Consider the following 12,638-nt stretch of genomic DNA (forward strand, 5'->3'; position numbering starts at 1 on the left):
CCATCACGGAAGTCACAGGATAAGTCTGTCCGGGGAAAGGGGAACTCCGGCCCTCAGCCGATTTGTGCAACAGAGCCATGCCAATGGACAAAGTGGAACGCTTCTGCTTCTACGCTGATCAAACGAAATCAATGGCTTGCGGGAATGGACAAAGGACAATTATCTTGCTCTTCGAGAAGCCTCGGGCCGCGGACCCGGAGGGGCGGGGCTTGCCGCGCCCTGCAACCGATCCAGTCATGGTGCAGGGGTCGCCCTTCGCAGGGCGCGGGTCGAAACATGCCGGAGTGCCGCTGGCTGGCCGACGCGGGGACACTGCCTTGGGCGGGTCCCGGGGATGCGGCATGCGTTGGCCCGGGGCATGTTTGGCGACCGGGGCCGTAGCCAGCGACCAGGACGGGATGGCCCCTTGCCCTGTCTGGCGAAGGCGCGTGCCTTCGACACCGCGATGCAGATCGCGGTGCCCCGGCCGAGGGCGCAAAGCCCCCGGCGCCGACGGCGGGATTACGCCCGTTCCAGCTCGAACGTGTCGTGCAGCGCCTGCACCGCCAGTTCCATGTACTTGCGGTCGATCAGCACCGAGATCTTGATCTCCGAGGTCGAGATGACCTTGATGTTGATGTTCTCGCGGCTCAGCGCCTCGAACATCCGCGCGGCGACGCCGGCATGGCTGCGCATGCCGATGCCCACGACGGACACCTTGGCCACGTCGTCGTCGATGATCAGTTCGTCATACTTGATCAGTCCGCGGGTCTTGGCGTCTTCCATCGCCTTGCGCGCGCGGCCCACCTGGTCGATGGGGCAGGAAAAGGTCATGTCGGTGACGGCGCCGGGATGGGCCTCGTCATAGTCCTTTTCGGAAATGTTCTGGACGATCATGTCCACGTTCACGCCCGCATCCGCCAGCGGTCCGAAGATCGCGGCGGCGATGCCCGGGCGGTCCTCGATGGTGAACAGCGTCACTTTGGCCTCTTCGCGCGAATAGGCGATACCGGCAACGGCCTTGGATTCCATGATTTCGTCCTCGTCGCAGACAAGAGTTCCCGAAGTTTCGTCGATGTCCTCGAAAGAGGACACCACCCGCAGCCGCACCTTGTAGCGCATCGCCAGCTCGACCGAGCGGGTCTGGAGCACCTTGGCGCCGAGGGAGGCGAGTTCCAGCATCTCCTCGTAGCTGATCTTGTCGAGCTTGCGCGCCTTCTTGGCGATGCGCGGGTCGGTGGTGTAGACGCCGTCGACATCGGTATAGATGTCGCAGCGTTCCGCGCCGAAGGCGGCGGCGAAGGCGACGGCCGTGGTGTCCGATCCGCCGCGGCCCAGAGTGGTGACGCGGCCCTCGGGGCTGAGGCCCTGGAAGCCCGCGACGACCGCGACCTTCATGCCTTCGGCGAACTTGTGGTCGATGTTGTCGCGCGGGATCGACAGGAACCGCGCCGCGCCGTGCTGGCGGGTGGTGTTGATCGGCACCTGCCAGCCCTGCCAGCTGCGCGCGGGGATCCCCATTTCCTGAAGCCGCAGCGCCATCAGCCCGGCGGTCACGTTCTCGCCGCTGGCGACCACGGCGTCGTATTCGCGCGCGTCGTAGAAGGTCGAGGTCTCGCTCACCCATTTGACCAGTTCGTTGGTCTTGCCGGCCATGGCCGAGACGATGACGATCACGTCATAGCCGCGCTCGACCTCGCGCCGCACCTTTTCGGCGGCATTCGCGATGCGGCCGAGGTCGGCCACCGAGGTGCCGCCGAATTTCATCACCAGAACGGGCATGGGACCCCCTGCGCAGCCTGCAAACGCGCGTTCCCTACGCCATGCCCCGGCGCCATGCAAGGACCTGCGCGCCGGTGCCGGTCAGAACGGCATCGCCGTGCCGTCGTAGTTGAGAAATGCCCCCGTGGTGTCGAGCGAAAGCGCGGCGAAGCGCGCGGCGAGGCCGGAAACCGATTCCGCCACCTCGATCTGCGCCCCCGCGCCGCCCATGTCGCTTTTCACCCAGCCGGGGTGATAGATCCCCACCGCGACGCCGCGCGGGCGCAGGTCGACGGCAAGGTTGCGCCCGAGGTTCAGCGCCGCCGCCTTGCTGGCGCGGTAGATGTAGGACCCGCCCGGCGCGCGCGCGTCCGAGGCCATCTGCGAGGACAGGATGGCGATCCGCCCGCCCGCCGCCTGAAGGTTGGGCAGAAGCGCCTGGATGGTCAGGAAGACGCCCGTGGTGTTGATCGCGAAGGCTTGGGCCCACATGTCCGGGGGATAGCCGGTGTCGAGCCCCTCGTCGCGGTCGGGGTAGATCCCGGCGTTGCAGACCAGAAGCGACAGCGGCCGCCCCCCGAGGCGCCCGGCCAGCGCACGCAGGCTGGCGGGGTCCGTCATCTCGGCCTCCTGCCACTCGACCCCCGGCAGGGCGGCGGGCGCCGCGCCGCGATGGGTGCCGATGACGGCGGCGCCCCCGGTCGCGTAATGCGCGGCCAGCCCGCGCCCGATCCCCCGTCCCGCGCCGGTGATGAGAATGCTCATGCCTTTGTCCTTTCGGTCCTGTCCCGAGCCCCAGAACAGCAGATCGGGACGGGGGCGTAAAGCCCGGGGAGAGTCGGGGTGAAACCCCGACCTGCGGATCTGGCGGGCGTTCCGCGCCACGGCGGGGGCTGCGCCTGTGGCCTCCGGCGGTGGCCTCCGGCGGGAGTATTTTTGAAAAGGTGAAACCATGGGTTCACCTTTTCGGCGCAGGCGCGCCCGCATCTTCGGCTGGATTTGAATACCCCGCGCGGCGCGTTACGGGTGCTGCCCTCGACGGCGGGCGGATCAGTTCGTCTTGCGCGCGGGCAGGAAGGGCAGGGGGGCGACGGGGATGCCGTCCTCGATCAGCTGGCGCGCCTCTTCCAGCCGCGCCTCGCCGTGGATGGCGCGTTCCGGCGTCTCGCCCTCGTGCATGCGCCGCGCCTCGGCGGCAAAGCCCATGCCGACATATTCCGATTTCTCCTCCAGCTCGCGGCGCAGACGGGCGAGCATCTGTTCCTGCGGGGTGGAGGGGGTGGAGAGCGGATGGTCCGCCGCGGGGGCGCGGGCGGGGGTGACGGCGGGGGCCATAAGCTGTTTTTCGACCCGGGCAGAGCCGCAGGCCGGGCAGACCATCTGACCCGCCGCCGCCAGCCGGTCGAAAGCCGCGGCCGACTGGAACCAGCTGTCGAAGCCGTGGCCCTGGTCGCATTTCAGATCGTAGCGGATCATCCTGCCCACCCTCGCGGGCAAAGGCCCGGTACGGGATGAAAATGGGTCGAAATCCCGCCGGTTTCAAGCTGTACCCTGCGGACTCCTGTCCTGCGGTCGCGGTGGCGGAAGGGGTCGGGCCGGGTCTCGAACCGGGGACGCACCACCCCGCACCCCGGGATATTGCGGGACGGAAAGCAGGCCGCGGGGCCGATCGTTCCCCGGAACAAGCCGCCCCTGGCTTCATCTTTTCCCAAATACTCCGGGGGTCCGGGGGCTGGCCCCCGGCGCCGACGGAAGGGCCGGGGCCAGCCGGTGTCAGGATGCCGCCTCCACCGGGGGTACGAAGCCCGCCAGCAGCGCCTGCAACCCCGGTTCGGCCACGCGCGCGGCGGCCTCGGGCGGGGTGAACCATTTCCGCTGGCGCTGGCGGCGTTCGGGATAGCGTTTTTCCAGCGTCTCGACCTCGATCGCATGGACCTCGACCATGCAGGGGGCGGGGGGGCCGCTGTCCAGCCGCTTGAGGTAGAGAAACCGCCCCACCGGCACCGGCGCCGCCCTGCCGCGCACCCCGGCCTCTTCCCAGGCCTCTGCCGCGGCGCTTTCCGCCGGGGCAAGCCCGCGGTGGGGCCAGCCCTTGGGCAGCACCCATCGCCCGGTATCCCGGCTGGTGATGAGCAGGATCTGCAATTCCCCGCCCTTGCGCCGCCAGCACAGCGCGCCGTGCTGCTGGCGCCGTGGCGCGGCCGTGCCCGTATCGACCAGGAAAGCCTGTGTCATGCCCTGAATCCTGCTGCCTGCATCTGCCGCCGTTGCGCCGGCGATCCTCCCCTCATACTGGGTCATCGCGCCATCGAATGCAACCGGGGCAGGGGCCGGCGGGTTCCCGTCCCGGCGCGCGAAAGGCGGCGGTTCCGCGCCTTCTGCCCGGGCTTTACGCAAGGCGCCGGATGCCCCAGTCTGGGGGCCCCGCCCGGAGGTTGCCCCGGATGATCCGCGCCTTCATCGCCCTGCCTTTGCCCGAGGCCACGCGCCGCCAGTTGACCCTGATCCAGTTCCTGCTGCCCCTGCCGCGGCGGGTGGAGCCGGAGGGGTTCCACCTCACGCTGTGTTTCCTCGGCGATCTGCCCGAACCCGTGGTGCAGGAGGTCCACCACGCGCTGGAGGCGGTGGCGGCCGCGCCCTTCGTGCTGCGGCTGCGGGGCCTGGGGATGTTCGGGGGCACGCGGCCCCGGCTGGTCTATGCCGCGGCCGACCCCGACCCCGCGCTGGCCGCGCTGCAACGCAAGGTGGAAACCGCCGCCCGCCGCGCCGGGGCCGCGCCCGAATCGCACCGCTTCGTGCCCCATGTCACGCTCGGCCGGTTCGCGCCCCCGCCGCCCGAGACCGCGATGCGCATCGAGCGCGCGGTGGCCGAAGGCGGGGGCTTCGCCTGCGATCCGGTGCAGGCGGACGCCTTCGCCCTGTTCCGGTCGCATCCCGGGCCTTCGGGCAGCCATTACGAGGAACTGGCGCGCTATCCCCTGCGCGGGGCCCTGCACGGGTCGGCGGATTGACGCAGGCCAACCGCCCGATTGATTCAGGTCAATGCGTTTACCCGTTGTTAGAGTTATTTTGATTCAAACGCGCGAACGATGTAATGGAGAGCCCGATGAGACTGTTACCGATAGTGCTTCTCGCGACGAGCGCACTGGCAGCACCTCTGCATGCGGACGAACTGCGGGATTCGGCGAAGGACATCTTCGCCCCGCTGCCCTCGACCGTTCCCGCAGTGAAGGACAACCGGATCACGCCCGAAAAGATCGAACTCGGCAAGGCGTTGTTCTTCGATCCGCGCTTGTCGGCCTCGGGCGTGTTTTCCTGCTATTCGTGCCACAACCTGGCGACGGGCGGGGACGACAACATGGAAACCTCGGTCGGCCACGGCTGGCAGAAGGGCCCGCGCAACAGCCCGACGGTGCTGAACGCGGTGCTGAACGAGGCGCAGTTCTGGGACGGCCGCGCCGCGGACCTCATGGAACAGGCCAAGGGCCCGGTGCAGGCCGGGGTGGAAATGGCGAATACGCCCGCGCAGGTGGTCGATACGCTGAACTCGCTGCCGCAATACGTGACCTGGTTCAAGGCCGCCTTCCCCGAAGAGGCCGATCCGGTCAGCTTCGACAACATGGCCAAGGCGATCGAGGCGTTCGAGGCGACGCTGATCACCCCCGCGCCCTTCGATTCCTGGCTGAACGGCGACGATCTGGCCTTGTCGGATGACGCCAAGGCGGGGTTGGTGCTGTTCATCGACAAGGGCTGTTCGTCCTGCCATTCGGGCGTGAACGTGGGCGGGCACGGCTACTATCCCTTCGGCCTGATCGAGAAACCCGGCGCCGAGGTGCTGCCGCCCGACGACAAGGGCCGTTTCGCCGTGACCGAGACGGTGGATGACGAATACGTCTTCCGCGCCGCGCCGCTGCGCAACGTGGCCGTGACCGCGCCCTATTTCCACTCCGGCAAGGTGTGGGATCTCAAGGTGGCGGTCCAGATCATGGCCGAAAGCCAGTTGGGCGAGGAACTGGCGGATCAGGAAGCCGACCAGATCGTGGCCTTCCTCGACAGCCTGACCGGCACGCTGCCGGCGATCACGGTGCCGGTGCTGCCGGCCGAAACCGCGACGACGCCGCGCCCGACGGCAGAGGTGCTGCGCTGATCGCAGGTTGACGGGACGCGGTGGGCCCGCGTCCCTTTGGCAGGCCCCGGGCCGTGGCGGTTTTCCGCCGCGGCCCTTCTGTTTGCGCGAATCGGTCGGGCCGGTGGCGGTGCGGCTGCGTCCGCCCTGACGGGGGCGGCAAGGTTGCGACCCGGCGCGATGCGGAGGCCCCGCCTTGCGCGCGGGCCGGGGCGGGGCGATTTGCGGAAATCGGGAAACGGACCCTTGCGGCGATGGATGCCACGCGGCCGGCCCGTCGCGGCGCGGTCCTGCATCGAGGGCCCCGCCGCTTGCAGGCTCAGTGGCTTGCGGCCCGGGCGAGGTTGCGCGGGGCGGCGGGCGGCGCGGGTTCTGCCCGGGTCGCCGCGGGCTCCGCCGTCTTTTCGGCCAGGACCATGCCCCCGGTCGCCAGGGCGAAGGCCGGGTTCATCTGCCGGGCAAGGCGCATCATCGCGCAGGCCAGCGTCATCTGCGCCTCGAACGCGGCAAAACTCATTTGCATCGAGCGGCGCATGATGTCGATCGCGGGGTAGGGGACGGGCATCGGGGCTCCTCCTCTGGTTGATCTTACGTAACGTCAATTCGTGTCAATGCCATGACGGCGCGATGAAGGCAACGGCCGCGCCGCGGATCGTGATGGGCCAAGCGTCGCACCCCGGCGGGCGGCGGGCTTGATGGCCGGGCGGGGCCGTGCGACGATGTGGTATTGCTTTCGGGATCGCCACGCCTAGTCTGGCCTTTGGAATGGAGCCCCGAATGCCCGCGACGCAACCGCACGCCAGCCCGGATGACCGCATCCGCACCATCGCCCGCGCCCATCTGGGGATGGAGGGGCCCCTGTTGCCCATCCTGCACGCGGTACAGGCCGAATTCGGCCATATCCCGCCCGAGGCCGTGCCGGTGATCGCCGATGTGCTGAACCTCGGCCGGGCAGAGGTGCATGGGGTCGTCAGCTTCTACCACGATTTCCGTGCGGCGCCTACCGGGCGGCATGTGCTGCGCCTGTGCCGGGCAGAGGCGTGCCAGGCCATGGGCGGGGTGGCGCTGGCCGATGCGGTGCAGGCCGCGCTCGGCATCGGCTGGCATGGCACGACGCCCGACGGGGCGGTGACGCTGGAGCCCGTCTATTGCCTCGGCCTTTGCGCCTGCGGGCCTGCGGCGCAGCTGGACGGCCGGCCCCTCGGGCGGGCGGATGCCGGGGCCTTGCTGGCGGAGGTGCGGGGATGAAGGTCTATGTCCCCCGCGACGCCGCCGCCCGCGCGCTTGGCGCCGATGCCGTCGCCGCCGCCGTGGCGGCAGAGGCCGCGCGCCGCGGCGCCGATATCACGCTGGTCAGGAACGGCAGCCGCGGCATGGTCTGGCTGGAACCGCTGCTGGAGGTGGACACCCCGCAGGGCCGCATCGCCTTCGGCCCGCTGACGCCCGCCGATGTGCCGGCGCTGTTCGATACCGGCTTCGGCGCGCATCCCAACGCGCTCGGCCCCACCGAGGCGCTGGACTGGATGCGCCGCCAGACCCGGCTGACCTTTGCCCGCGTCGGCGTGATCGACCCGCTGGATCTGGCGGATTACGAAGCCCATGGCGGGCTTCAGGGTCTACGCCGCGCGCTGGCGATGCCGCCCGCGGCGGTGGTGGAAGAGGTCACGCAATCCGGCCTGCGCGGCCGGGGCGGGGCGGGTTTCCCCGCAGGGATCAAGTGGCGCACCGTGGCCGAGGCCGCCGCAGACCGCAAATATATCGTCTGCAACGCCGATGAGGGCGACAGCGGCACCTTCGCCGACCGCATGCTGATGGAGGGCGACCCCTTCACCCTGATCGAGGGGATGGCGATCGCGGGCCTTGCCACCGGGGCCGCGCGGGGGCTGGTCTATATCCGGTCCGAATATCCCGATGCCATCGAGGTGATGGGCCGCGCCGTCGCCCTTGCCCGCGCGGCGGGGGTTCTGGGCGCATCGGTCCTCGGCTCCGGCCGCGCCTTCGACATGGAGGTGCGGGTGGGCGCGGGCGCCTATGTCTGCGGCGAGGAAACGGCGCTGCTGGACAGCCTTGAAGGCAAGCGCGGGGTGGTGCGGGCCAAGCCGCCGCTGCCCGCCTTGCACGGGTTCATGGGCCGGCCCACGGTGGTGAACAACGTCATCACGCTCGCCACCGTGCCGGTGGTGCTGGCGCGCGGGGCGGAATTCTACCGCGATTTCGGCATCGGGCGTTCGCGCGGCACCATTCCGCTGCAACTGGCCGGCAACATCCGCCAGGGCGGGCTGTTCGAGGCCGCCTTCGGCCTGACGCTGCACGAGATCATCCACGGCATCGGCGGCGGCACCGCCACGGGCCGCCCGGTGCGCGCGGTGCAGGTGGGCGGGCCCTTGGGCGCCTATTTCCCGCCCGCGCTGTTCGACACGCCCTTCGGATACGAGGATTACGCGGCGCAGGATGGATTGATCGGCCATGCCGGGATCGTCGTTTTCGACGATACGGTGGACATGCTGGCGCAGGCGCGCTTCGCGATGGAATTCTGCGCGGTGGAATCCTGCGGCAAATGCACGCCCTGCCGCATCGGCGCGGTGCGCGGGGTGGAAACGCTGGACCGCATCGCGCGGGGCGACCCTGCCGCGACAGGGCTGTTGCAGGATCTGTGCGCCACGATGAAGGCCGGGTCGCTCTGTGCGCTCGGGGGGTTCACGCCCTATCCGGTGCTGTCGGCCCTGCGCCATTTTTCCGAGGATTTCGCCCCGATAAGGGAGGCTGCGGAATGAAGGACTTCATCATCCCCGACATGGGCACCCCCGCCGCCACCGGCGCGCCCGTGACGCTGACCATCGACGGCGTGGCCGTCACCGTGCCCGGCGGCACCAGCGTGATGCGCGCCGCGGCCGAAGCCGGGATCCCGGTGCCGAAACTCTGCGCCACCGACAGCCTCGACGCCTTCGGATCCTGCCGGCTCTGCCTGGTGGAGATCGAGGGCCGCGCGGGCACGCCTGCGTCCTGCACCACGCCGGTTGCGCCCGGCATGGTCGTGCACACCCAGACCGACACCTTGGCCCGCCTGCGCCGGGGGGTGATGGAGCTTTACATCTCCGACCACCCGCTCGACTGCCTGACCTGTGCGGCCAATGGCGATTGCGAATTGCAGGACATGGCGGGCGCCGTGGGCCTGCGCGAGGTGCGCTACGCGGCGCCCGAGGGCGGCGCGATGGCCACCCATTTCCAGCCGCGCACCCATACCGGCCCTAATCCGCAATACCGGCCCAAGGATACCTCCAACCCCTATTTCACCTACGACCCGGCGAAATGCATCGTCTGCAACCGCTGTGTGCGCGCCTGCGAAGAGGTGCAGGGCACCTTCGCCCTGACGATAGAGGGCCGGGGCTGGGATTCCCGCGTGCAGGCGGGCGCGGCGGGCGAGGATTTCCTGAATTCCGACTGCGTGTCCTGCGGCGCCTGCGTACAGGCCTGCCCCACCGCCACGCTGGTGGAAAACACGGTGATCGAGACCGGCACCCCCGACCGCGCCATCGTCACCACCTGCGCCTATTGCGGCGTGGGGTGCAGCTTCCGCGCCGAACTGCGCGGCGACCGGATCGTGCGCATGGTGCCGTGGAAAGAGGGCAAGGCCAACCGGGGGCACAGCTGCGTCAAGGGCCGCTTCGCCTGGGGCTATGCCACCCACCGCGACCGGATCCTGGCCCCGATGATCCGCGCCAGCATCGACGACCCCTGGCAGGAGGTGACGTGGGAAGAGGCCATCGCCTTCACCGCCCGCCGCTTCCGGGAATTGCAGGCGGAATCGGGGCCGGGGGCCATCGGCGGCATCACCTCGAGCCGCTGCACCAACGAGGAAACCTATCTGGTGCAGAAGATGATCCGCGCGGTGTTCGGCAACAACAACACCGACACCTGCGCCCGCGTCTGCCATTCGCCCACCGGCTATGGCTTGCGCAACACCTTCGGCACCTCGGCGGGCACGCAGGATTTCGACAGCGTGGAACAGAGCGACGTGGTGCTGGTCATCGGCGCGAACCCGACCGACGGCCACCCGGTCTTCGCCAGCCGGCTGAAGAAACGCCTGCGGCAGGGGGCCAAGCTGATCGTGATCGACCCGCGGCGGATCGACCTTGTGCGCTCCGCCCATGTCGAGGCCGCGTTCCACCTGCCGCTGTGCCCGGGCACCAATGTGGCGGTGCTGACCGCGCTGGCGCATGTGATCGTGACCGAGGGGCTGTACGACGAAACCTTCATCCGTACCCGCTGCGACTGGGACGAATTCCAGGACTACGCCGCCTTCGCCGCCGACCCGGCCCATGCGCCCGAGGCGGTCGCGGCCCTGACCGGCGTTTCCGCCGCCGACATCCGCGGCGCGGCGCGGCTGTTTGCGCAGGGCGGCAACGGGGCGATCTATTACGGGCTCGGCGTGACGGAACATTCGCAGGGTTCCACCACCGTGATGGCCATCGCCAACCTCGCCATGCTGACCGGCAACATCGGCCGCCCCGGCGTGGGGGTGAACCCGCTGCGCGGCCAGAACAACGTGCAGGGGTCGTGCGACATGGGGTCCTTCCCGCACGAACTGCCCGGCTATCGCCATGTCGGCGATGCGGCCACCCGCGCGGTGTTCGAGGCGGCATGGGGCGTCGCGCTCGACCCCGAACCGGGCCTGCGCATCCCCAACATGCTGGACGCGGCGGTCGAGGGCAGCTTCCGCGGCCTTTACGTCCAGGGCGAGGACATCCTGCAATCCGACCCCGACACCCGCCATGTCGCGGCGGGGCTGCGCGCGATGGATCTGGTGGTGGTCCATGACCTCTTCCTGAACGAGACCGCGAATTACGCGCATGTGTTCCTGCCCGGGTCCACCTTCCTCGAAAAGGACGGCACCTTCACCAACGCCGAACGCCGCATCAACCGCGTGCGCCGGGTGATGGCGCCGCTGAACGGGTTCGCGGACTGGGAGATCACCCAGATGCTGGCGAATGCCATGGGCGCCGGGTGGGCCTATACCCATCCCGCGCAGATCATGGCGGAAATCGCCGCGACCACGCCCAGTTTCGCCGGGGTGGACTACGACCTGCTGGACCGGCTGGGATCGGTGCAATGGCCCTGCAACGAGGCCGCGCCCGAGGGCACGCCGGTGATGCATGTCGACGGTTTCGTGCGCGGCCGGGGGCGGTTCATCACCACCGAATATGTGGCGACCGACGAACGCACCGGCCCGCGCTTTCCGCTGCTGCTGACCACCGGGCGGATCCTGTCGCAATACAATGTCGGCGCGCAGACCCGGCGCACCGCCAACGTGGTCTGGCATGACGAGGACCGGCTGGAAATCCACCCCCAGGACGCCGAAAACCGCGGCGTGCGCGAGGGCGACTGGGTGCGGCTCGCCTCGCGCGCCGGCGAAACCACCTTGCGCGCGCTGGTGACGGACCGGGTGGCGCCGGGCGTCGTCTACACCACCTTCCACCACCCCGACACGCAGGCCAATGTCGTCACCACCGATTTCTCGGACTGGGCCACCAACTGCCCCGAATACAAGGTGACGGCGGTGCAGGTCGCGCGGTCGAACGGCCCGACCGGCTGGCAGCAGGACTATGCCGCCCAGGCCGAACGGGCGCGCCGCATCGTCCGGGCGGCGGAATGAACACCGCGCGGATGCCCCCGGTGCGGCAGGCGGCAGCGCGCCACGCGGTGGGCCGCACCGGCCCCCCGCGTGATCTGGCCGAGGAAACCGCCGTCGCGCTGAGCTTCGACGGCACCACCCAGGCGGTGATGATGGCCACCCCCGCGGATCTGGAGGATTTCGCCCGCGGCTTCGCCCTGACCGAAGGCATCGCCGCGCCCGGGGAAATCGACAGCATCGCGGTGGTGGAGGCGGGCCCCGGTCTCGACGTGCAGGTCTGGCTGCGGCCGGGGGCGGCGGCGCGGCTCTCGGCGCGGCGGCGGGTGATGGCGGGGCCGGTGGGCTGCGGGCTCTGCGGTCTCGACAGCGTGGCAGAGGCCCTGCGCCCGCCCCCGCCGCTGCCCCCCGGCGGGCTGCGGCTGGCGGCGGCGGATGTGCGCGCGGCGATCGCGGCGCTGCCGGGCCACCAGCCGCTGCACGACGCCACCCGCGCCGTCCATGCGGCGGGCTTCTGGCGGCCGGGCCACGGCATGGTCGCGGTGCGCGAGGATGTGGGCCGGCACAACGCGCTCGACAAGCTCGCCGGTGCGCTGGCGGCGGCAGGGGTGCCGGGCGGGGCGGGCGCGGTGGTGATGACCAGCCGCCTGTCGATCGACCTCGTGCAGAAATGCGCCCGGATCGGCGCGCCGGTGCTGATCGCCGCCTCGGCCCCCACAGCGCATGCCGTGCGGCTGGCCGAAGGCGCGGGCCTCACCCTCTGCGCGCTGGCCCGCGCCGAGGGGTTCGAACTTTTCACCCACCCCGGGCGGATCCTGACCGAAGGGATCCCCGATGTCGCCTGACCCCCGAGGCCGCCGATGCCGCAAGACAGACTGATCCGCATGGCCAACCAGATCGCCGGGTTCTTCGAAACCCAGCCCCGGGCGGATGCGGCGGCAGAGGTGGCCAAACACATCAACGACTTCTGGGATCCCCGGATGCGCCGCGCGCTGGCCGCGATCATCGCCGGGGGCGGGCAGGGGCTGAACCCGCTGGTCCTGCGCGCCGCCCCGGCGATCCGCGTGCCGTGAGGGCGGCGGCGGGAGTTTCACACCCCCGGCGCCGGCTGGTTCTCGAACCAGCGGCGCACCATCCGGCGCC

The 12,638-nt window shown here is 70.0% G+C and carries 12 protein-coding genes; 7 read left to right on the forward strand and 5 right to left on the reverse strand.

Annotated features, from left to right (window positions below; all coding sequences use genetic code 11):
- Positions 1–501: 501 nt before the first annotated feature.
- The 4 genes from RGD00_RS03495 to RGD00_RS03510 form a co-directional block, all read right to left on the reverse strand.
- The gene (locus RGD00_RS03495; protein ID WP_310455907.1) at positions 502–1,761 is read right to left on the reverse strand and encodes an aspartate kinase; all 1,260 of its coding nucleotides are present in this window, start codon (positions 1,759–1,761) and stop codon (positions 502–504) included.
- An 81-nt stretch (positions 1,762–1,842) separates the two neighbouring features.
- A complete protein-coding gene (locus tag RGD00_RS03500; RefSeq protein ID WP_310455908.1) occupies positions 1,843–2,505 on the reverse strand; it encodes an SDR family NAD(P)-dependent oxidoreductase in 663 nt (220 codons plus the stop codon).
- Positions 2,506–2,790: 285 nt separating this feature from the next.
- Complete coding sequence (locus tag RGD00_RS03505; RefSeq protein ID WP_310455909.1) at positions 2,791–3,216, reverse strand: DUF1178 family protein; 426 nt, start codon at positions 3,214–3,216, stop codon at positions 2,791–2,793.
- A 297-nt stretch (positions 3,217–3,513) separates the two neighbouring features.
- Positions 3,514–3,975: an NUDIX hydrolase gene (locus RGD00_RS03510; protein ID WP_310455910.1), complete on the reverse strand. Its 462-nt coding sequence runs from the start codon at positions 3,973–3,975 to the stop codon at positions 3,514–3,516.
- A gap of 209 nt (positions 3,976–4,184) precedes the next feature.
- On the opposite strand from RGD00_RS03510, the gene thpR reads away from it, so the two are divergent.
- Together thpR and RGD00_RS03520 are read left to right on the forward strand one after the other, a co-directional pair.
- On the forward strand, positions 4,185–4,751 hold the full coding sequence (thpR, locus tag RGD00_RS03515; protein WP_310455911.1) for an RNA 2',3'-cyclic phosphodiesterase: 567 nt from the start codon (positions 4,185–4,187) through the stop codon (positions 4,749–4,751).
- Between the two features lie 95 nt (positions 4,752–4,846).
- Complete coding sequence (locus RGD00_RS03520; protein ID WP_310455912.1) at positions 4,847–5,887, forward strand: cytochrome-c peroxidase; 1,041 nt, start codon at positions 4,847–4,849, stop codon at positions 5,885–5,887.
- Between the two features lie 298 nt (positions 5,888–6,185).
- On the opposite strand, the gene RGD00_RS03525 is transcribed toward RGD00_RS03520, so the two are convergent.
- Positions 6,186–6,431, reverse strand: a complete 246-nt coding sequence (locus RGD00_RS03525; protein WP_310455913.1) for a hypothetical protein — start codon at positions 6,429–6,431, stop codon at positions 6,186–6,188.
- 212 nt (positions 6,432–6,643) lie between these two features.
- Between RGD00_RS03525 and RGD00_RS03530 the strand changes: the two genes are divergently transcribed.
- The 5 genes from RGD00_RS03530 to RGD00_RS03550 are packed head-to-tail and all read left to right on the forward strand — an operon-like array spanning position 6,644 to position 12,568.
- Positions 6,644–7,114: a formate dehydrogenase subunit gamma gene (locus tag RGD00_RS03530; protein ID WP_310455914.1), complete on the forward strand. Its 471-nt coding sequence runs from the start codon at positions 6,644–6,646 to the stop codon at positions 7,112–7,114.
- A complete protein-coding gene (locus RGD00_RS03535; protein ID WP_310455915.1) occupies positions 7,111–8,640 on the forward strand; it encodes an NADH-ubiquinone oxidoreductase-F iron-sulfur binding region domain-containing protein in 1,530 nt (509 codons plus the stop codon). Before RGD00_RS03530 ends, RGD00_RS03535 begins: the two co-directional genes overlap by 4 nt.
- Entirely contained in the window at positions 8,637–11,519 is a 2,883-nt protein-coding gene (fdhF, locus tag RGD00_RS03540) for a formate dehydrogenase subunit alpha (RefSeq protein WP_310455916.1), read from the forward strand. Before RGD00_RS03535 ends, fdhF begins: the two co-directional genes overlap by 4 nt.
- Before the next feature lie 11 nt (positions 11,520–11,530).
- Complete coding sequence (gene fdhD / locus RGD00_RS03545) at positions 11,531–12,340, forward strand: formate dehydrogenase accessory sulfurtransferase FdhD (protein ID WP_310456141.1); 810 nt, start codon at positions 11,531–11,533, stop codon at positions 12,338–12,340.
- Between the two features lie 15 nt (positions 12,341–12,355).
- Positions 12,356–12,568, forward strand: a complete 213-nt coding sequence (locus RGD00_RS03550) for a formate dehydrogenase subunit delta (protein WP_310455917.1) — start codon at positions 12,356–12,358, stop codon at positions 12,566–12,568.
- The last annotated feature ends 70 nt before the right edge of the window (positions 12,569–12,638 follow it).

The organism is Ruixingdingia sedimenti, assembly GCF_031432425.1.
GTDB lineage: Bacteria > Pseudomonadota > Alphaproteobacteria > Rhodobacterales > Rhodobacteraceae > Ruixingdingia > Ruixingdingia sedimenti.